Raw genomic sequence first — 21,330 nt, 5'->3', positions numbered from 1 at the left:
TTTAAGGAAATGGAATTCCTATTTGATATAAAGGGTAAACGGCATTCTGGCCTGGATTCCCTTATTTTCCAATGCGGATTTTATCTCCTTTAAAATGGCATATGCCTCTGCACCGATTTCTTCTTTTATAATGCTTTCCTTGCTTTTGGTGGCAGCACCTCCCAAATCTTCCATCAACTTTTCAAAATCCGATTTATACTTGGGAAGTTTTCTAATTCCATAGTTATCCAATTCCACCATTTTAGCAGCCGCTGCAATTGCGTCGTCCAGTCCCCCCAATCCATCTATCAATCCCAAACGCTTGGCGTCCACCCCGCTCCAAACCCTACCCTGGGCCACACTATCGGCTTGTGCCATGGTAATTCCCCGACCCTTGGCCACCCTATCCAAAAATGTTTCATAGGTTGCTTCTATCCCTTCCAACACATTGCTTCTATAATTATCGCCCATCGGCTCAAATAGTGAATAGTCTACCGAGTTTTTATTGGTCCCCACCTGTTCGGCGTTGACCCCTATATTTTCGGCAAGTTCACTTATGTTGGGAACGGTACCAAAAACACCTATAGACCCTGTAATCGTCATGGGCTCTGCAAAAATCTTGTCGGCTCCCGCTGCTATATAATAGCCTCCGGAAGCGGCAACATCTCCCATAGACACCACCACTGGTTTGGATTGCTTGGTGATTTCGATCTCACGCCAAATAATATCGGAAGCCAACGCACTGCCACCGGGAGAATTTACCCTGAGCACTATTGCCTTTACCTCCTCGTCTTCCCTAGCCTTTTTTAGGGCGTCATTAATAATTCCCTGACCTATTACATCAGGACCTCCTTCCCCGTACCAAATTTCACCTTGGGCATAGATTACCGCAATCTTATCCTTGCCGCTATTAATTTTTATTTTACCGGCTGTACGTATGTAATCGGATATGGGAACATAGTTGATATCGTCTGCCGGATCTACGCCAATTTTATCCTTAATCATGCCTTCATATTCATCAAAATACACTACTTCATCTATCAAGCCCGATGTGGCCGCGTATTCTGTGGTACGGGCGCCCAAGGTATCCGCAATATGGTTCAGATCGGCCACGGAAATATCCCTACTTGCCGAAATATTGGTAAGCATGGACTGCCATAAGGCATCCAACAACTCCTTGATCTGCGTCCTATTGGCCTCGCTCATTTCGTTGGCCAAAAAAGGTTCTACCGCACTCTTATATTTCCCATGCCGAATTACCTCCATTTTAATACCCGTCTTCTCCTGTAGATCCTTAAAAAATAATACTTCCGTAGACAAGCCTTTAAAATCCATGGCACCAACAGGATTGAGGAATACTTCATTGGCCACACTGGCCAAATAATAATCCTTCTGTGTATAGAAATCCCCGTAGGCGAATACAAACTTCCCACTTTCACCAAAATCGGTCAAAGCATCCCTAATGGCTTGTGTTTGGGACAAACCGGCCATAAGCATGTTGTTATTAAGACTAATCCCTTTTATCTTATTGTCTTCCTTGGCTACGCGAATGGCATGCAGTATATCATCCAATCCTTGATTGACATTAAAAAGTCCGGCGAACGGATTGGACTCATCCATCCCTACATAATCATTGATCGGGGCCTGCAACTGAATTTCCAAAACGGAATTATCCTTCACCACCACGGTATCCTCACCTTGACCTATCAGGGCAGCCAGAACAAGGAACATGACAAACATGATTCCAAAAGCGATGAGACATCCTATAATTGCAGCTAATAAATTTCTTAAAAAGTTCATTCCTCGTATGTATTGCTAATAACTTGCAAAGATAACCAATGTAGCTTTGCCGCAATTATATTTGTTAAATTTTATAACCTATAGGCTCCTTAGCTGGATTTTAGGAAAGGCCACTTAAAATTGGTTCTGTTTTTGTTATTTCCCTTTATGAAGTTAAATACTTTTGTTTACTTTGCCCGCCTATTATGATAAAGACCACAACAACCTATCTTTCACTTGGAAGCAATCTTGGGGACAAACTCAACCATTTGCAGGAAGTGGTATTTCTAATCCAAGACAGTGTTGGCGAAGTTGTAAAAACATCCCCTATATATGAGACACCCGCATGGGGTTTTGAAGGCGATAATTTCTTTAATGCGTGCATTATGGTAGAAACGGTTCTTTCCCCTTCCGTTCTTTTGGAGAAATTACTGCAATTGGAAACAAAGTTGGGCAGGGAGAGGAATAGAGCCAAGGGTTACTCCTCCAGGACGGTGGATATCGATATCCTTTATTATGACAAGCTAATAATCAATACCGAGGCCCTGACCATCCCCCACCCCAACATGCATCTGAGGCGATTTGTTCTCAGGCCCCTGGCGGACATAGCCCCACAGCTCTACCATCCAATTCTAAATAAGGATACCAGGAACCTATTACAGGAATGTAAGGACCAAAGCACTATTACCCGTACGCACCATAAGCTATATAAAAACAGGTCACAGCTCTTTTCCCAATTGGAATATATAGCCATTGAAGGAAATATTGGAGCGGGGAAAACTACGCTGGCCCATAAGATTGGGCAGGATTTTAATGCAAAATTAGTTTTGGAACGTTTTGCAGACAACCCGTTCCTACCCAAATTTTACGAGGATCAGGGCAGATTTGCCTTTCCTTTGGAAATGTCTTTCCTAGCCGATCGCTACCAACAATTTATGGACGACACTTCCCAGTTCGATCTTTTCAAGGACTTTATGGTAAGTGATTACGACATCAACAAATCCTTAATTTTTGCCAAGGTCACCCTTCAGGAAGATGAATTTAAACTTTACAGGAAGCTCTTTAACCTAATGTACAAAGAGATAAAAAAACCGAAAATTTATATTTACCTGTACCAAAATACAGAACGGTTACTGCGGAACATAAAACAACGGGGAAGGGATTACGAACAGAATATATCGCCCGAATATTTAGAGCAACTAAACCGGGGGTACTTTGATTATATAAAGAGTTTTCCCGAGCAACATAATCTAATTTTGGATATCAGTGAATTGGATTTTGTGGAGAACCCGGCCGATTATGAATTGATTCTGGACCGGATCCTAAAATATGCGGTGAAACTCTAATTTTAAGATAATTTTCACATATTACTTGCACAAGACAAATCAATTTATTTACTTGCGCATCCATTAAACTGGTTTTGAGCTGAATAAACATCAAAAAATTCAACGGAAAGACTGGAAGGTTTTAAACTAACTAACTCAAACTATATATTGCCAAACCCAACCTATCGGTTGGGTTTTTGGTTTTAAAAAAGTTCTTCTTTTAATTGATTTTGTAATGCGCTGGTCAGGAGCCTTTGTACAGCAGTGACTTTTTCTAATTGATTTCACCCCTTAAGTTTGGCCCAGAGATCCCAAACCACGACACCCACACTAACTGAAATATTCAGGGAATGTTTAGTGCCGTATTGTGGAATTTCCAAAACCAGGTCGCTACCTGAGACTACATCTTGGGAAACCCCCTTTACCTCGTTGCCAAAAATTAGGGCATACTTTTTATTTTCTTCAATCTTAAAGTTGTTCAACATAATGGCATTCTCGGCTTGCTCCACAGAAAGTGAGGTATAGCCCTCTGCCCTTAATTCCTCCAACAATGCCATGGTGCTCTCCCTATATTCCCAACCAACACTGTCCGTAGCACCCAAGGCGGTTTTATGTATTTCCTTGTGTGGCGGGGTTGCGGTAATTCCGCACAGGTATATCTTTTCTATTAAAAAGGCATCCGCCGTCCTAAAAACCGAGCCAATATTGTTCAAGCTCCGCACATTGTCCAACACAATGCAAATCGGCGTTTTTTCCACCTGTTTAAACTCCTCTATATTAAGTCGGTCCAATTCGCTATTCTCCAGTTTACGCATCCAATCCTATTTAAATTTGAACTATTTTCCTAAAATAACCAATGACATTACCTTGGTCAGAACGACATAAAGTTATCCCCAAAATATCAACAATAGGGTACATTCCAGTGGATAAACCTTACATTCGTTGTTCAGGAAAGGAATGCAAAAATAAGTTAATAATATCGCTTTTGGCAGACTCGGGAAAAACAAAAAAGGTGACCCCTTTAATGAAACAGTACAATACCATTAAGGTGAAATACCCTGATGCCCTATTATTGTTCCGTGTTGGGGATTTTTACGAAACTTTTGGGGAAGATGCCGTTAAAGCTTCCAAGATACTCGGCATTATTCTTACCCATCGAAACAATGGTGGCGACAGAACGGAACTGGCCGGTTTTCCGCACCATTCCCTAAACACCTATTTGCCAAAACTGGTAAAAGCAGGGCAAAGGGTTGCCATTTGCGATCAGCTGGAAGACCCCAAGCTCACCAAGACCATAGTGAAAAGAGGTGTTACCGAACTGGTTACCCCTGGCGTGGCCATGAACGACGATATCCTTTCGGCCAAGACCAACAATTTTTTATGTGCGGTTCATTTTGGACGGAAAAGATTGGGAATATCCTTTGTGGATATATCCACGGGGGAATTTTTAACTTCGGAAGGCAATGAGGAACAGATAGACAAATTGTTACAAAATTTCTCTCCGAACGAGGTTTTGGTATCAAAAGCCAATAAAAAGGAATTTTTGGAGGCCTTTGGTAAAAATTTCCATACTTTTTTCACCGAAGATTGGATCTTTCAGGATGATTATGCATTGGAGACACTTACCAATCATTTTAAGACCAAAAGCCTAAAAGGTTTTGGGGTGGATCATTTAACCCACGGCATAGTCGCAGCAGGGGTTGTACTACATTATCTTTCCGATACCCAGCACAGGCAATTGCAACATATCAATACTCTTCAACGTATTGCCGAAGAGGAATATATCTGGATGGACAGGTTTACCATAAGAAATTTGGAACTTTACCATTCCAACAACCAAAATGCGGTTACCCTTTTAGACGTCATAGACAAGACCATCTCGCCTATGGGCGGAAGAATGCTAAAAAGATGGTTGGCACTTCCTTTAAAGAATATTGAGAAAATACGTAGAAGACATCAGGTAATCACCCATTTGACCGATAACGAAGCTGCCCTCCATAAATTACAGGGCGGTATTAAGCAAATTGGGGATTTGGAAAGATTGATATCCAAGGTGGCCACGGGAAAAATAAACCCTAAGGAAGTTGTTCAGCTTAAAAATTCCTTAGAGGCCATAGTACCCATAAAACAGATCACCACCCAAAGCAAGAACGAGGCACTAAACCTTATTGGCGACCAATTACATACCTGTGATATGCTCAGAAGCAAGATCAAGGAAATGGTCAGTGAAGAGGCCCCGGTAAATATGCTCAAAGGAAGCACCATTGCAGAAGGCTATTCCGCAGAATTGGACGAGCTAAGGGGGTTGGCCTATTCCGGCAAGGACTATCTGGAAAAAATGCTGGAAAGGGAAACCGAACGCACGGGTATCACCTCCCTAAAAATAGCCTCCAACAATGTCTTTGGTTATTATATAGAAGTGCGCAATACCCATAAGGACAAAGTACCCGATGATTGGATCCGAAAGCAGACTTTGGTCAATGCCGAACGGTATATCACCGAAGAGCTCAAGGAATACGAAGCAAAAATATTGGGTGCGGAAGAGCGGATCCTAAGTTTGGAACAGCAATTGTTTTCCCAGTTAGTAGTCTGGATGCAGGAATACATAACCCCTGTACAGAACAATGCCTTTCAAATTGCGCAGCTGGATTGTCTCTGCGGCTTTACCCAATTGGCCAAGGAGAACAACTATGTTTCTCCAGATATGGACGATTCTACCGAACTATCCATTGTTGGCGGTAGGCATCCCGTCATTGAAAAACAATTGCCGTTGGGAGAAGCCTACATTGCCAATGATGTTACCTTAAATAGGGACGAGCAACAGATCATTATGATCACTGGCCCCAACATGAGTGGTAAATCGGCCATCTTAAGGCAAACGGCCCTCATTGTATTGTTGGCCCAGATGGGAAGTTTTGTACCCGCCGACACTGCCAAAATTGGTTATGTAGATAAAATATTCACCCGTGTAGGTGCCAGTGACAATATCTCTATGGGCGAGTCTACCTTTATGGTGGAAATGAACGAAACCGCCTCTATTCTAAATAACCTTTCCGAGCGAAGTCTGGTACTTTTGGATGAGATAGGTAGGGGCACCAGCACTTATGACGGCATCTCCATTGCCTGGGCCATTTCGGAATATTTGCACGAACATCCCGCCAAAGCGAAGACATTGTTCGCCACCCATTATCATGAGCTCAATGAAATGACCTCCACATTTTCACGTATCAAGAACTTCAATGTCTCCGTGAAGGAACTAAAGGACAATGTGCTCTTTTTACGAAAACTCACCCCAGGCGGTAGCGAGCACAGTTTTGGTATACACGTGGCCAAAATGGCCGGCATGCCACAGCAGGTGATCCACAAAGCCAACAAAATTCTAAAAAAATTGGAAAAATCGCATTCCAGCGAAGAGCTTTCCGATAAATTACAATTGGTGCAAAACGAAATGCAATTAAGTTTTTTCAATATGGACGACCCTTTGCTGGAACAGATCAAGGAAGAAATAATACATCTGGACATCAACACTTTAACTCCGGTGGAGGCCTTGATGAAATTAAATGAAATTAAGCGTTTGCTCTCCAAGAAGAAAAATGCTTAGCGCAGGCACTTAATGTACGTTCAACCTATAAATCCCGCCTAAAATATTCACCTTGGGTACATTATAAATATTTTGATTCTTTTTAGTGAAAAGTTCTTTGCTTTTTATAGAATTATATTAAATTTGCTCCCGCATCCAAAAAGGATGCAACGTTCATTATTATAATCGCGAAAATAGCTCAGTTGGTAGAGCGCCACCTTGCCAAGGTGGAGGTCGCGGGTTCGAATCCCGTTTTTCGCTCCATTGTAAAATCTCTACTGCTCTGAGCAGTTAGGCTCGAGTGGTGGAATTGGTAGACACGTTGGACTTAAAATCCAATGGACATTAGTCCGTGCGGGTTCAAGTCCCGCCTCGAGTACAAAGGAAGAAAGACCAAAGCGAAAGCTTTGGTTTTTTTATGCCTTCATTTTTGTCAATTTTTTTGTGTGAAAATGAAGGAAACAAAAATAATAGTCCTGTTAGGACTGGCCTTTTCTTTTAACTTGTTCGAACGGGACGCACCGAGGCAAGTTCCTCTTTTAATTGATTTTATACAGGGCTGGTCAGGAACCTTTGTACAACGGTGACTTTTTCTGTACAAACTTTTATAGAACTACCTAGCCCGTGAGATGGAAAGTTCAAAGTAAGGAGACCTTGCACGGCGGATTTTAACAATAGATTTCACCCTCCATTCTATACGGCCCAGTCATTGATCCCGCTTATGATTTTGATAAGATTTTATGGGCCAATGATGGAAACAAAAAAGCGATCCAAAAAAACAATCTAATTTTCGGAATGGTAAGTATTTCCTTTTCTTTTTGAAGTTGTGGAAGTATGGTGTCTACCAGCACAGCTGCCGCCATCTTTTTTGTTTTCCTTCCCTTGGTCATCGGGGTATCGGTAACGGGAGGAATCAATTCCAATACACGGATAGAGGTATTTTTTAAACCATACCGAAGACCCGTTGTGAAGTTTCGCATGGCTGCCTTACCAGCACTGTAGACCAAGCCATCTACCTTTGGAAAAATCCCCAGACCAGATGTGGTATTGACGATAACGGCTTTTGGGGCTTTGGCCAAAATAGGAATCATCAATTGCGTCAAAATCAATTGGCCGGTAAGGTTGATATTTATTTCCTGTGAAATCTTTTTGATCGGAATTACACTACTGGTAAAATCGTAATTACATTGAACCCCGGCGTTGTTGAAAAGCATATTGACTTGAGGATAATGACTGTGGATAAAGAATACTGCACTTTCAATATCCTCCTGCCTGCCCAAATCACAAAGAATTGTCTTAAATCCCTCTTTTTCGGCCAATGCAAGCTTTGATTGGTCCCTTCCCAAGAGGATAACCGTATTGTTGCGTATCAATAGGGCCCTGCCAAGTGTCAGCCCGATGCCGGATGTACCACCTGTAATGAGTATGGTATTATTTGTAAGCTTCATAAATAAGGTTTTAGTATTAAATTGTTTAAAAAATGTGGCCCTGCCAACCTTAGACCGATTTCCCCTTGCCGGGATATACTTGAAGGTTGTTGTGATTTGTTACCGTTTTGCCCACCAGACACAATAAGGCCCCAACAATCTTGCCGGTACTTGTCATGGCATTTACATTTTAAGCATGTACCAGGCCAATAAGAAGTTTGATAAACCCAATGAGAAGTACGCCAAATAGGCCGTTCACAATGAGCATGAGCAGTGTGGCACCAAACAATCCCATATACTGAATGGACCTACTGTCTCCTACTCCAGTGCCACGTCCAAATAATTTATTTACAATTGCCCATGCATTTAGGTGTTCAGCTTCTGTTCCCAGGAGGTAATCTACAATCACCATGATACAAAGGCAAGCCAATCCGGCTGCTACATAGATAACGATGGGATGACCAATGAGTGATTTCATAGTACACAAACTTTAATGTTCGCAACAAAATTGTGGAAAACAAAATCCCAGGACATTAACATATGTTAAGGAATATACTTAGCGAGTTTGGACCAGCTGTGCACGGATCCTACTCAATTGAATGGGCGTGATGCCCAAGTAGGAGGCTATGTGATATTGGGGAATTAATTTTTCAAGTTCAGGGAATGTTTGTCTAAAAATCATATAATTGGTGGTGGCATCATTTGTCACCATATGGATGTCATGTCTTTCCTTTTTTATCCACAATTGTTCAAGAATTCCAAGCATAAGGGATTCAAGACATCTGTGTTTTTCAAATAGCACCCTAAATTCGCTGTAGGAGAATTTGATTAATTGGCTTGGCAATAATGCTTGAAAGGACAATGATGAAGGTGTATCGGACAACAGGGCCGTTAGGGGGGTGGGAAACGTTCCTGGCATGAAAAAGGTCTTGTTGTACTCATTCCCTTCCTTGTTGTAAAACACCCGTACCACTCCCTCCGTAAGTAAATAACACGAATTGACCCTTGAACCTTCCCTGACCAAATAGTCGTTTCTATTTAATTGCTGTGGTACAAACAATTCCTGCAAATCGGCCCAGGCTTCCACAGTTATCGGATGAATGGCGCTGAGTACGCTAAAGATATACGCTTTTTTCATTTCTTCTCCTTAAGGCACATAGTTTGGACCAGTTAAAGTTAAGAATTAATTTCACGGAGATTTCCGGAACACCATTCACTTTGGCCAATATTACAGGGATGATGGATCCTACAAAATACAACCAGCCGGAACAGGAGATATACAATGTATCAAAAAAGATAATTGTCCCCAAAAAACGGTCCCAAATCTTAATATAAAATACTATTTTAGACCCTTCAAACTAAATTCCCTCAAATGAGAACAAAATCCAACAAAACCATTTTTACTATTTTCTTGATCATTGGTCTAGGTTTAATCTCCGGTGAATCTTCAGCGCAAAAAAATATAAAATGGAAGCAGTTGTTCAATGGAAAGGATTTAAATGATTGGCACATAAAAATAAGGCAGCATAAATTAAACGAGAATTTTGGCAATACTTTTCAAGTCAAAGATGGCAATATACAGGTAAGATATGATCAATATTCCAATTTTGACGAGCAATTTGGGCACCTGTTTTACAAGGAACCATTTTCTTCCTATTTAATAGGCGTAGAATATAGATTTGTAGGCGATCAGGTTAAGGAAGGACCGGGTTGGGCCTATAGAAACAGTGGCATAATGGTACATGGCCAAGATCCGGCGACCATGACGGTAGACCAGGATTTTCCAAATTCCATTGAAGTGCAGTTGCTGGGAGGCAATGGCAAGGATGAACGGTCCACGGCAAATTTATGTACCCCGGGCACCCAATTTGTAAAAGATGGCAAGCTTATAAAACAACACTGCACCAATTCCACCTCCAAAACCTACCACGGTGATCAATGGACACGGGTAGAAGTCCTTGTATTAAGGGACTCCTTAATTGTCCACTATGTAAACGGGGAAGAAGTTATGCGTTATAGCAAACCCCAACTAGATCCGGTAAAAGGATCGGAACAGGGAGAACTTTTAAAGTCCGGTAGCATTTCCCTACAAAGCGAAAGTCACCCAGTAGACTTCCGTAAAGTAGAAATTATTGATTTGGAAAGGTATGCCGATAGACCCAAGAAATTGAAGAAAGTAATTGCAAAACTAATGGCCCAAAAACGCGTGGCGTTGCAGGAATAAAAGGTTTTAAACCTAAGGGCAGGCAGGCCTGTCTGCCGACAAAGGCAGGCCCTGAACCCTATAATAGGAATCGACCCTAGGGTCGAGGTATTGAACCTAGATCCCGCCGAAAAAGGCAGGATTAGTTCAACTTGCAATTTTTAGTGCGTCTTTCTGACTTCTGAATATTGGGTTTCACTAATAAATAATAGCTTTAGAAAATAATTCCTTTTTCCCAGACTGTAATTAAGGGCTTGACTGGAATAATTGGATTATTTTAATAAATAGTATTTTTCCAGTAATAACAGGCCCCATATTCATTATCTTCGTTAAAAAGTAATTATTATGGCAAAGAGTCAGGACGCAAAGAAAAATGTAAAAAAGGAAGCTGTTTTATCCGCCAAGGAAAAGAAAGCGGCAAAGAGGGAAAAGAAGGCCAAAAGATCCTAAGGCAGATAACATTCATTACCCATTATACTTATTCCCTCCTTTTTTTTAGGACCTATACCGGTACTTATGAAACTTAAATCAAAGTACATGCGGACTTATTGGGAGCAAAATTGCTCATGGTAAGATTTTTTCCTAAACAAAACAGTATCCCTAATATTCATTTACGGAAGTCGATTTCACCTAATAGCAAGATACATTTAACCATAATTACAGGATAAAGTAGGTATTTATTTACAATTCATCGATTATTCGTACCGATTGAAGTTTAAATAGAATATTGATCCAATTATTTTGGAAACTTTGATCAATAAATCCTCCGTAAAATGAAAAAATATATCTACCTATTCTTAGTATCAATTTCTTTAATTGTTTCAGGTTGTAGTAAAGACGATTCGTCTTCAAAATCATCAACCAGTGTTAAATTGTATACGCTGAGCTCCGTCTCCAATTCAAAAATCACCGGTAAAGTCACGTTTAAAAAGAATGAAGACGGATCAACCACCGTACTACTGGAGATAAACGGCTCTTCCAAAGACGTACATCCCGCATTTATTTATTTTAACAATGCAGAAACAGGTGGAGAAATAGCGATAACGCTAGAACCGATTGATTGCGATTGCGAATCCAGTAGCACAATTGTGACTACCTTGGACGACGGTACGCCGATTTCCTACGAACAACTTTTGAAATTTGATGGTCACCTTAAAATTCATCAAAATGAGGATCACTTGGAAATCGTTATTACACAAGGTAATATTGGTACCAATGCCAACTAATCCAAATAAGATTTAGACACAATATTAAACCCTGACCATAAACGTCAGGGTTTATTTGTATTATACAATATCATCCGTTTTGGTTATCGGACCTATTCGAGGCCTTTATACTTTCCTAAACCATGTACAAGTCACAATAGGATTGAATTGTTTACCTTGAGGACATATTCTTATGACCCATGAAAAAGAAAATTGGCATTTTATTTCTACTTGGAATATTGGGGATTTATTTGATTTTGACCAGCTGCAATAGCATCATAGAAAATACCACCGAGGACAGAACCTATTGGAACTTACAGGAAATTCCCAAAAACAAAGTAGGCCTCGTCCTAGGCACTTCCAACAGGCTGGTAGGTGGAGGATCCAACCCGTATTACACAAATAGGATCAAAGCCACTATGGAGCTATATAAAGCTGGAAAAATAGACTATGTATTGGTCAGCGGGGATAATGGCACCCAGTACTACAACGAACCAACTGTTTTCAAGAAAGACCTTGTGCTTGGAGGCATCCCTGGTGAAAAAATATTTTTGGATTATGCCGGTTTTCGCACGCTGGATTCCATGGTCAGGGCGAAGGTCATCTTTGGATTGGACAGTGTTACCGTTATTTCACAAAAATTCCACAACCAGCGGGCCATTTATATAGCCGAGCAAAAAGGGTTGTATGCCATAGGATATAATGCCGAGGATCTATCCATAAAACACGGCTTAAAAATTCAGATAAGAGAGTATTTTGCACGCGTAAAAGTGTTTATTGACCTAGTACTTAATACCCAACCAAAATTCTTTGGGGACAAAATTGAAATTAAGTAAACTTAGCTATATTTACGCCTGCTATGTCAATGCTGCTTTCCATAAAAAAACTGATTAAAAACCTTGGTCCTGGCCTACTTTTTGCCAGTACGGCCATAGGCACTTCCCATTTAGTGCTTTCCACCAAAGCGGGCGCCCAATATGGATGGGTAATGGTATTCCCCATTTTATTGGCCAATATCTTTAAATATCCATTTTTTGAATTTGGGATCAGATATACCAACATTACCAACAAAACCCTTATAGAGGGCTATCTTGATCGCGGTAAGGCCTATCTCATCTTCTATGCGATAATTACCCTCTTCAGCACTTTCACCATACTAGCGGCACTCTATGTGGTTACCTCGGGCTTGCTGATTAATCTTTTTCAATTAACCAATACTCCTGTAAGCGTTGTAGCTGGCGGACTTTTTATTATAATTTGTATTCTGCTCATTGTTGGACGCTATAAATTTCTGGAAATTTCATTGAAATATGTGATATCCATTTTGTTCCTGGCCCTTTTGGTGACAACAATTCTGGTAATCGCCAACGGCAAGGTTACAGCGGTGGAACACTTTAAAACACCGGTAATCTTCAATGAAGTGGGAATTCTTTTTTTAATAGGACTAATGGGATGGATGCCTACGGCTGTGGAGGCATCTGGTTGGATAAGTCTTTGGAGCATTGAAAAATTTAAAAATTCCAAACAAAAACCCACCCTAAAGGAGGCTTTACAAGAATTTAAATTCGGCTATTTCACAACAGCCATTTTAGCTATCTTTTTTATGGTTATCGGCTGGTTCACCCTTTATGGCACCAACACGGAATTAAGTAGCAGCGCCGTAGTTTTTGCGGACCAACTGGTTCAATTGTTTACCGCCAATATTGGATCCTGGGCTTATATTTTAATTGCAGTAGCAGCGTTTGCCACCATGTTCAGTACATGTATTACCGCCCACGATGCCATTGCCAGGGTAAGTGTTGATATATTGACCCTACTCTTTCCAAAAAGAGAGGTTATAAAAAATAAGGGATTTTCTATAGGAATAATTCTTCTTGCCATCATAAACTTTATGGTCATAAGCATCTTTTCCGCCAATATGGGGCTACTTGTAGCCATGGCCACATTTGTATCATTTGTTATGGCACCCATCATAGGTTATATGAATCTCAAGAATGTAATGAGCCATGAAATACCTGAAACAGATAGGCCCAATAGAAACCTTCAGCTATTAACCTATCTCGGTATAATATTTCTCACACTCTTTTCCATCTATTATTGTTGGATGCTATTGTTTTAAAACAACTTTCAAATAAATGTATCCCGATCATTTTATACCCTTAGGCAATTAACTCAATGAAGGCCTGTCTACCAGCATAGGCTGGACTACCGACCTTAGGGCAAACGTTAGGGTTTTATATACCATTTAGCGGGTAAAGACGGATCAATCCCAAAAGTTGTGTGTGAATTACAAAAAAATATAATTTACTATTTCAAGTTTGTATCCTGTTCATTTTTTGCATCGCCCAAATGCGCAGCATTCATGAATACCATTAAAAACCAATAGACCAGCCGATGAATAAAAAACGACCAGGGCCGAATAACCAAGGTACGGTGTACCTTGGTTAGGAGGAGCCAGCTGTAGCCATGGCCAAGCTGATTTTAAATTTCTTTAAATCTACGCACTTTCCACGGCCCCGGCGTCCAGGCCGCTTTCACTTGGGTGAAATGCTCTATGGACGCCTACCTGAACCCAATGTGGAAACTACTTGATTTAATACGAAATTGAAAATAGGCCGGTCCTTTCGTTCCGTCAACCCTCATGTGGGAAAAGTCATTTTCCGTTATTAAAAACCTTTGAGCATTGTCCTCAAGGTCTATGGTTCGGCCGTTCTTCTTCCGTAGAGGAGATGGCATGGCCGTTAAGAATTATTGAAGCCTTGGAAATAATTTAGGCCATGGCATCGGTCCTTAAAATCCAGAGATTTTAGGGAGCGCCTAGCGAAGAAGGGTCTTTTCTCCTGCCTGCCGGAAGGCAGGTTTGTTTAGCTCATGGCTGGTTATTTTCCTAATTATGTATTCGTGAACCTGCGGTTTCGTTTTATTCATTGCTTGCTTATTTTGTAATTTGGTATTCATGAACCTCCTAGGTCGGTTTCATTGGACAAGCAAAGAAATCGAAGATTCACGAAATCCGATAAAAAACAATAACAACCAATTGAGTAAAATGAAAGAATAATTTAATCATTGGTTTTAATGAATTGCTCCTATTAATTAAAACTATTGATCAAAAAACACGACTGATCAAATTATTCCTAACTTTTTGATAAACACAACAATTGGTCATGATCCGTAAAGACTTAACATCTAATATTTGCTTTTAACATTTCATTCCTTAACCTTTGTAAAATATGAAGAAGAAGCGCAGCATAATGAAATTGACACGTATAAAGAGAAATACAAGGAACGAAAAGCGATATAATTCCAAAATGGGAATCTTATACACCAAGGTAACCTATATAAAAGAGGTTATACTGGGCATTCCGATAAGGACACTCCACAAATACAGGGAAACATACTACGGCGAAATCAAGGACTGTAGTGAGTTCAACTTAGCAACCTAATCTACCATTAACGGCATAAAGTCCCAGTATTTTGTAAAGTATTATACTACCCTAATACAAGAGATTGTAATTAAGCACTACTATTAAGGATCTCTCGTTCTTTTTGTGTAACATATCTAGGCAAAAAACTCCGTTCTTACAACCATTCACAAGTTTTTCCTCTCCATAACCTATAGAATAGAGGATACTGCCCGCAGGCACCCCTTTTTGTAGGAGATACTTTTTAATGGCATCGGATCTTTTCTGGGATAAGGTAAAATTGGAACTGGACCCCCCTCTACTATCGGTATGTGATTCCACCCTAAGTTGCAATTGGGGAAATCTCCCCATAACATCCACCACCTTATCCAATTCTTGGGCAATCTCCGGGGTAATAGAGCTCTGCCCCTTACCAAAATAGAACTTCTTTAATTTTATAACCGTTTGATCCTCCTGTTCCTCCACCAAATCGTCCAAAAATTTAATCCCCATATTGAAAGCTTTCTCTTGAATCCCTTCCAAGTCGTTATCTTGATACGTCACAGAAAAAATGGAATGCCTCTTTTTGGTAGCCTCAATGGTTATCTGATTCTGAAAAGGAATTTCAATACTGTAATCACCATTCTCGTTGGCAAATACTTCCTTAACCAGCTTTCCATCCTTGTCAATTAACCTAACCTGAGCCTTGGAGACCCCATTGTTGGAGGTTAGGTTAACCACTTTCCCCTTTAAGGCCAAGGTCTTTAACCCAGGTTTTTCCTTAACATTAAAGCCGTAAATATCATCTCCGCCCTTACCCCCGTTCCTATTGGACGAAAAATATCCCAACAGTCCATTGGTATCGTTATTCTTAATAATAAACCCAAAATCGTCCTTTTCAGAATTAATACCTGGCCCAAGATTAATGGGAATACTATAGGTATCGTCTGCCTGGATGGTAGACTTATAAATATCCATTCCCCCAAGGCCATAAAATATATCCGAGGAGAAATACAAACTATTCTCAAAAATAAACGGGGCAATTTCATTCCCTGGAGTATTAATCCTAGGTCCCAAATTTGTTGGTGCCGACATTATCAATCCATCATTGGTATAAACATAATAGATATCCGTACCACCATAACCATCACCAAAATCCGCCGCAAAAAATAAGCGTCCGGTAGCTGCCTCATAAAAGGGATAATAAAAAGAGGTATCAGGATCCCTCAGAATAAACTTAAACGATCCTTGGCTGGTTGCCATTCCAATGGAAAGGGCATTTTTGCCCTTGTCGCTAAACTCTAAATTTTCACCATCTGAATTGGAAAGTACATAGAACACATTGTTCAACTCCTCTGAATAAAAGGGGGTGGCCCTATGGAATTTAGTGTCCGCAATACCCTTGAAGGGCCGGGGATCCTTTACATTGCCCTGAAGATCAATTTTGGATTCATAAATATTTAGGTAAGACTCCCCGGAGGGGCCATATACCTTCTTGGAACCATCAGGCCTATCACTGGAAAACAATAAGCTTCCTTTGTAAAAGGTAGGGGAAAAATCGGATTGAGGACTATTCCCACTTATATTGAATATCTCAAAATCCAGTTCCTCATCACTATTGGTAGCTATGAGTTCATAGTTAAAAGTGGCATTCTCTATCAATTCCTGTGGTAACTTATCTTCCTTTGTAGCCAGATAGGCTTTTACTTTCCCAACTTCCGAAGTCTTGGCCAAGGCCTGCAGCATTTTATTGAAGTGATATTTGGACATAGTGGTATCTTTCTGAAAAACATCCACGTATATGTCAGATGCTTTTTTGTAGTTCCCTACTTTCATGTAGGAATCCGCCAAGTTTAAATATTGGGTATTGGAAAGTTTGGTCTCCCTTAATTCCTTTTGATATTCAATAATAGCCTGATTGTAGGAATATTCAAAAAACAATACATCCCCCTTGGATTTTTTTTGCTGTGCAAAACCGAAGGACGATAAAATGACAAAAAATATAACTACGAACTTAAACTTCATATTGGTAATTGTTTTAGAAAAATCGAGGACTGTCTATTTGTTTAGGCATACCCTTTTGATCTCTTTTACTGTCCTTTTTACTTTTTCCACTTGCTCTACCCAAATAAAACTTTAAAATTACTTCATGCGAGCCTTGACTATATTCGCCTAATCCATTGGTATTGTAATCGTACGAATACCCAACGAACAGACTATTGGAAACCTGCAATCCGGCCAAGCCGCTCAATGCATTATCCAATCTATAGGACGCCCCCAAAGTTACTATATCGTTTATTAAAAAATTAGTGGACAAATTTAGATTTAGGGGCAAGCCTTTTAAATAATTCATTAAGAAGGCCGGTTTAAATTTAAGGCCTTCGCTAAAATCAAAGACATAGCCCCCTATAAAATTAAACTGCATTTTATCTTCTACAATATTGGCAACCTCGTCCGCGTAAATGCCCGAAGTTAAAAAATTAGGTACCGATAAGCCTACATACCAATTTTCCTGATACATAAACATCCCCGCTCCCACGGTGGGATAAAATTTATTAAAGGTGTCGGCATTATTGATCAAGGGTTCACTGGGGTTTTCAAAATCGCCTTTGGTATAATCCACATCCAACAAGGAACCTCCTGCATCTACCCCAAAGGAGAGTTTGGTATCGTCCGAGATCTTCACCTGAAAGGAATAGGCAACATCTATATACGTTTGGGTGGTAGGCCCTAATTGATCGCTTACCACATTAAATCCCAGTCCATTTTTCTCATTGGCCAAGGGCAGGTTGACCCCAAATCTCATAGTTTTTGGCGCACCCGGAATTCCTGTCCATTGAGCGCGATAAAGACCTGTAATATCAGGAGTTTCCACCGTACCTACATAGGCGGGGTTAAAACTTCCTATATTGTACATATATTGGGTATACTGAGGTTCTTTCTGGGCAAAAAGTGAGCCTACAGAAAAAAACAGCAGGCTACAAACCAATAAAATATCTCTATACACTTTATCGTATATTCCTTTATCCATAGTCTATTTTATCTTATGATTTGGATCCAACCTTTTCGAACTTCCGATCCATCACCAAGATCTAGGATATAGAAGTAAGTCCCTTTAGGCAAATCTCCATTTTTACCAGTTCCCATCCAAGTATTATCATAGCCATTGGCAGAAAAAACTTCATTGCCATAGCGATCAAAAATTTGAAGGGTATTATTGGGGTAATCGGTTATACAGTTAATAAATACCGTATCATTTATTCCATCGGCATTTGGGGATATCTGATTAAAGAGGAATCCACATTCTTCCGTGGAACGCGGGGTTCCCGTTACGGTAGCCGTGGCCGTATTATTGGTGGCATTGGAATCCTCTGGAAAAGAGTCCACAATGGCCGCAATATTCTGATAAGTACCAATTTCGGGTACAATGGCAGTAATGGTCAAGGTATTGACCTCCTCTGCCAGAACCTCATCCAATTGCCATACTCCTGCCAATTCATCATACACACCCTTGGTGGTAGAACTACTAACGTACTGAAATCCGTTGGCTGAACTTACTAGATCGTTCACCGCTATATTGGTCACCATTATCTGACTTAGATTGGTCAGTGTTACGGTAAATGTAACTTCCCTACCCACCAAAATACTTTCCTTATCCACCACCTTCTCAATAGCCAGATCTATTTGGCAGGCAGCCGAAATATTGGGGATACAGGGATTATCGTTGGCGGGATCCAATTGATCTACAATACCATCATTGTCCTGATCCAAAATATTGGAATCAAGGGCATCAATAATTCCGTCACTATCGGTATCTATGGGGTTATTAATATCCGGCCCCACTTCTACCCCATCATCAATACCATCGGCATCGGTATCCCGAAGATTGGGATTGAGCCCCAAGGCAGTTTCATCCCTATCCAAAAGTCCATCCTCATCACTATCCATAGTACAGGTAGAAACGGTTATGGTTACATCCACGCTTTCGTCAACACAAGGGGAGACAGCAGTATTGGTGGTAAACCTAAAAACGTATTCCCCTTCTACGGCCCCTTCAAAATCAACAATATTGCCCGCAGCTATGGTAACGGTACTCGGAGGGGTCCCTACAATAGACCAAACTCCAGAATCCCCTGCAGACCTGGTATCATCCAAATCCACTGTGGTAGTAGCTCCACCACCAGCTATACTACAGGCGGTATCGTCCGTGGTAGTTCCTACAACAACGAGATCTGCTACTGTTACAATTACGGGAGTTCGCTCCGTAATACACTCATTGGCAGAGGCCTCTACCCAATAAGTAGTGGTTTCCTCAATACTGGGTGTTACAAAGTTACTACCCTCCCCCAATGGCATTCCACCAGATTCCGAATTGTACCAAAACAAACTTCCTCCATCAGTGACAGTTGCACTTATAGTTGCGGAACCATTTCCACAAATAGTAGTTGGTGCGGTACTCAATACTTCCGGTGGCACATTACGTACCAAAGTCACCTCCAAGGGTGGACTTAAACAGTCTGTACTTTCGTTATACAAAAAGCCATAAAAGGTAGCCTCAAAATCTACCACACTAGTATTTAACCTGGCACCCTCAATAGAGAAATCACTATTACTGCTCCATATCAGCTCAAAACCAGCAGGAACAGGACTGTCCGTATAGGCGTCCAAATCTTGGGTAAAGGCATCGCAAAAAATGGTAGGGGTACTATTTATTAAGGGCGCCTCCATACAATTATCGTTATCGGCAATGGTACCTACCCCCTGGGCTTTATCAATTTGGATCAAACCAGTGGGATTGGATAAATTCACAAAAAAGTTTTCTGTTCCTTCGGCCAAGGTATCTTCCAAAATATCGATTACAATGGTTTGTGTTTCGTTGTTCAAGCCGGAGAAAGAAAGTGTCCCTGAATCCGCCACATAATCTGTTCCCGCTGCAGCCGAATCATTGGAAGTGGCATATGAAACGGTGGCTCCTGCAGGAACATTTGCGTTGAGCGTAACCGTAAAGGTGGCATTACCATCACTTTCATTTACCACCACATCATCTATGGAAATTCCTGCAACATCCTCACTGTCTATATTTACAGTGGCATTGTTGGGGGCCCCAACCGTATATCCAGTTCCACTTGCCAAGGTTACGATTACCGTTTCCAATCCTACTTCCACTTCCGAATCATTTATCGGGGTCAAAGTTATGGAAGCACTCTCTTGTCCATCACCTATGGAGACAGTTCCGGAAAGGGCTATATAATCCGTACCGGTAACAGCAGTACCGCTTACAGTATAATTAATTACCATAGGGCTGCCGGTTAGGTTGGTAGTGTTCAGTCCCACGGTATACGTACCTGGATCTAACGGACTTTCCGCTGCGTCGGCGTCTGTTGCGGTAATGGTTGCAATGTAGCTGTCGTTGTCCAGGATAGTCCCAACACCTTGGGCCTTTCCAATTTGGGCAAAACCGGTGGCATTGGTCAGGTTTACAAAAAAGGTTTCGTTCCCCTCCACCAGGGTATCTTCATTAATATCAATTGTAATTGTTCGGGTTTGATTAGCAATCAATGGGGCGAATATAACGCTACCAGATTGTGCCTCATAATCCGACCCTGCCAAGGCAGTACTATTTGCTGTAACAAAAGAAACTGTGGTTCCCAAAAGAAGGGCCCCATTCAAGGTAACGGTAAAGGTGGCAGTGCCATCACCTTCGTTGACGGAAACGTCATCAATGGAAACACCGGCGGTATCGTCACTAGTTATATTTACTGTAGCGCTATTGGGCGAACCAACAGTATACCCAGTACCACTTTCCAAGGTTACTATAACCGATTCCGTTGCAGCTTCCGTTTCTGCATCGTTAATGGGTGTTAATACGATAGTATTGTCCTGAGCACCGTTGGCGATCACCACAGTCCCGGACAGTGCAACAAAATCAGACCCCGAAGTGGCAGTTCCACTTACCGTATAATTTATTGTTATGTCCCCGCCACTGCTATTGGGAACATCAAGGCTAACGGTATACGTCCCAGTGCCCAAAGGGCTCTCCGAGGCGGCAGCGTCAGTGGCCGCTATGCTCGCAACCGGTAGCGGGGCAACGTCCTCACTCGTGATGTTCACCGTGGCGCTATTGCCCGGGGAGGCAGAGACGCTATAGCCAGTGCCCGCATCCAAGGTAACCACCACTGTCTCGGACACCTCAACATCGGTGTCGTTAATGGGTGTTAATACGATAGTATTGTCCTGAGCACCGTTGGCGATCACCACAGTCCCGGACAGTGCAACAAAATCAGACCCCGAAGTGGCAGTTCCACCTACCGTATAATTTATTGTTATGTCCCCGCCACTGCTATTGGGAACATCAAGGCTAACGGTATACGTCCCAGTGCCCAAAGGGCTCTCCGAGGCGGCAGCGTCAGTGGCCGCTATGCTCGCAATAT

At 41.3% G+C, this 21,330-nt stretch carries 15 protein-coding genes and 2 tRNA genes; 9 read left to right on the top strand and 8 right to left on the bottom strand.

Annotated features, from left to right (window positions below):
• Positions 1–18 precede the first annotated feature (18 nt).
• A complete protein-coding gene (gene sppA / locus C7972_RS07315; RefSeq protein WP_110355571.1) occupies positions 19–1,779 on the bottom strand; it encodes a signal peptide peptidase SppA in 1,761 nt (586 codons plus the stop codon).
• Between the two features lie 185 nt (positions 1,780–1,964).
• On the opposite strand from sppA, the gene folK reads away from it, so the two are divergent.
• The gene (gene folK / locus C7972_RS07310) at positions 1,965–3,104 is read left to right on the top strand and encodes a 2-amino-4-hydroxy-6-hydroxymethyldihydropteridine diphosphokinase (RefSeq protein WP_110355570.1); all 1,140 of its coding nucleotides are present in this window, start codon (positions 1,965–1,967) and stop codon (positions 3,102–3,104) included.
• Between the two features lie 263 nt (positions 3,105–3,367).
• Here folK and C7972_RS07305 read toward each other — a convergent pair whose 3' ends face one another.
• A complete protein-coding gene (locus C7972_RS07305) occupies positions 3,368–3,898 on the bottom strand; it encodes an RNA methyltransferase (protein ID WP_110355569.1) in 531 nt (176 codons plus the stop codon).
• Between the two features lie 209 nt (positions 3,899–4,107).
• Here C7972_RS07305 and mutS point away from each other — a divergent pair, with 209 nt between their 5' ends.
• The 3 genes from mutS to C7972_RS07290 all read left to right on the top strand — a co-directional run bounded on the left by mutS (position 4,108) and on the right by C7972_RS07290 (position 7,042).
• Complete coding sequence (gene mutS / locus C7972_RS07300) at positions 4,108–6,684, top strand: DNA mismatch repair protein MutS (RefSeq protein ID WP_110355825.1); 2,577 nt, start codon at positions 4,108–4,110, stop codon at positions 6,682–6,684.
• 167 nt (positions 6,685–6,851) lie between these two features.
• Positions 6,852–6,927, top strand: a tRNA-Gly gene (locus C7972_RS07295).
• A gap of 31 nt (positions 6,928–6,958) precedes the next feature.
• A tRNA-Leu gene (locus tag C7972_RS07290) sits at positions 6,959–7,042 on the top strand.
• Positions 7,043–7,382: 340 nt separating this feature from the next.
• Here C7972_RS07290 and C7972_RS07285 read toward each other — a convergent pair.
• The 3 genes from C7972_RS07285 to C7972_RS07275 all read right to left on the bottom strand — a co-directional run bounded on the left by C7972_RS07285 (position 7,383) and on the right by C7972_RS07275 (position 9,228).
• Positions 7,383–8,111 carry an SDR family oxidoreductase gene (locus C7972_RS07285; RefSeq protein WP_110355568.1) on the bottom strand — a complete coding sequence of 243 codons (729 nt, stop codon included), beginning with the start codon at positions 8,109–8,111 and terminating at the stop codon, positions 7,383–7,385.
• Between the two features lie 169 nt (positions 8,112–8,280).
• Positions 8,281–8,568, bottom strand: a complete 288-nt coding sequence (locus tag C7972_RS07280) for a hypothetical protein (RefSeq protein WP_110355567.1) — start codon at positions 8,566–8,568, stop codon at positions 8,281–8,283.
• Between the two features lie 78 nt (positions 8,569–8,646).
• Positions 8,647–9,228, bottom strand: coding sequence for a Crp/Fnr family transcriptional regulator (locus C7972_RS07275; RefSeq protein ID WP_110355566.1), 582 nt, complete (start codon positions 9,226–9,228; stop codon positions 8,647–8,649).
• A 234-nt stretch (positions 9,229–9,462) separates the two neighbouring features.
• Here C7972_RS07275 and C7972_RS07270 point away from each other — a divergent pair, with 234 nt between their 5' ends.
• The 5 genes from C7972_RS07270 to C7972_RS07250 all read left to right on the top strand — a co-directional run bounded on the left by C7972_RS07270 (position 9,463) and on the right by C7972_RS07250 (position 14,941).
• On the top strand, positions 9,463–10,314 hold the full coding sequence (locus C7972_RS07270) for a DUF1080 domain-containing protein (protein WP_110355565.1): 852 nt from the start codon (positions 9,463–9,465) through the stop codon (positions 10,312–10,314).
• Positions 10,315–11,165: 851 nt separating this feature from the next.
• Positions 11,166–11,519: a hypothetical protein gene (locus tag C7972_RS07265; RefSeq protein ID WP_146216282.1), complete on the top strand. Its 354-nt coding sequence runs from the start codon at positions 11,166–11,168 to the stop codon at positions 11,517–11,519.
• A gap of 179 nt (positions 11,520–11,698) precedes the next feature.
• Entirely contained in the window at positions 11,699–12,334 is a 636-nt protein-coding gene (locus C7972_RS07260) for a vancomycin high temperature exclusion protein (protein WP_110355563.1), read from the top strand.
• Between the two features lie 23 nt (positions 12,335–12,357).
• Positions 12,358–13,617: an NRAMP family divalent metal transporter gene (locus tag C7972_RS07255; protein ID WP_258364792.1), complete on the top strand. Its 1,260-nt coding sequence runs from the start codon at positions 12,358–12,360 to the stop codon at positions 13,615–13,617.
• Positions 13,618–14,749: 1,132 nt separating this feature from the next.
• Positions 14,750–14,941, top strand: coding sequence for a hypothetical protein (locus tag C7972_RS07250; RefSeq protein ID WP_110355561.1), 192 nt, complete (start codon positions 14,750–14,752; stop codon positions 14,939–14,941).
• Positions 14,942–14,992: 51 nt separating this feature from the next.
• Here C7972_RS07250 and C7972_RS07245 read toward each other — a convergent pair whose 3' ends face one another.
• From C7972_RS07245 to C7972_RS07235, 3 genes are all read right to left on the bottom strand, one after another.
• Positions 14,993–16,924, bottom strand: coding sequence for an OmpA family protein (locus C7972_RS07245; RefSeq protein ID WP_110355560.1), 1,932 nt, complete (start codon positions 16,922–16,924; stop codon positions 14,993–14,995).
• A 13-nt stretch (positions 16,925–16,937) separates the two neighbouring features.
• A complete protein-coding gene (locus C7972_RS07240; RefSeq protein WP_110355559.1) occupies positions 16,938–17,930 on the bottom strand; it encodes a type IX secretion system membrane protein PorP/SprF in 993 nt (330 codons plus the stop codon).
• Positions 17,931–17,938: 8 nt separating this feature from the next.
• Positions 17,939–21,330, bottom strand: a 3,392-nt coding sequence (locus C7972_RS07235; protein WP_181422841.1) for a Calx-beta domain-containing protein, incomplete at its 5' end; no start/stop codon positions are given.

The organism is Arenibacter sp. ARW7G5Y1 (assembly GCF_003201775.1).
Classification (GTDB): Bacteria; Bacteroidota; Bacteroidia; order Flavobacteriales; family Flavobacteriaceae; genus Arenibacter.
The sequence above is the reverse complement of the archived record's forward strand: the minus strand, read 5'-3'. Positions and strand labels throughout refer to the sequence as shown.

Coding starts and splice junctions, on each gene's coding strand:
- sppA (WP_110355571.1), bottom strand. CDS start 1,779: ATGAACTTTTTAAGAAATTTATTAGCTGCAATTATAGGATGTCTCATC.
- folK (WP_110355570.1), top strand. CDS start 1,965: ATGATAAAGACCACAACAACCTATCTTTCACTTGGAAGCAATCTTGGG.
- C7972_RS07305 (WP_110355569.1), bottom strand. CDS start 3,898: ATGCGTAAACTGGAGAATAGCGAATTGGACCGACTTAATATAGAGGAG.
- mutS (WP_110355825.1), top strand. CDS start 4,108: ATGAAACAGTACAATACCATTAAGGTGAAATACCCTGATGCCCTATTA.
- C7972_RS07285 (WP_110355568.1), bottom strand. CDS start 8,111: ATGAAGCTTACAAATAATACCATACTCATTACAGGTGGTACATCCGGC.
- C7972_RS07280 (WP_110355567.1), bottom strand. CDS start 8,568: ATGAAATCACTCATTGGTCATCCCATCGTTATCTATGTAGCAGCCGGA.
- C7972_RS07275 (WP_110355566.1), bottom strand. CDS start 9,228: ATGAAAAAAGCGTATATCTTTAGCGTACTCAGCGCCATTCATCCGATA.
- C7972_RS07270 (WP_110355565.1), top strand. CDS start 9,463: ATGAGAACAAAATCCAACAAAACCATTTTTACTATTTTCTTGATCATT.
- C7972_RS07260 (WP_110355563.1), top strand. CDS start 11,699: ATGAAAAAGAAAATTGGCATTTTATTTCTACTTGGAATATTGGGGATT.
- C7972_RS07255 (WP_258364792.1), top strand. CDS start 12,358: ATGTCAATGCTGCTTTCCATAAAAAAACTGATTAAAAACCTTGGTCCT.
- C7972_RS07250 (WP_110355561.1), top strand. CDS start 14,750: ATGAAATTGACACGTATAAAGAGAAATACAAGGAACGAAAAGCGATAT.
- C7972_RS07245 (WP_110355560.1), bottom strand. CDS start 16,924: ATGAAGTTTAAGTTCGTAGTTATATTTTTTGTCATTTTATCGTCCTTC.
- C7972_RS07240 (WP_110355559.1), bottom strand. CDS start 17,930: ATGGATAAAGGAATATACGATAAAGTGTATAGAGATATTTTATTGGTT.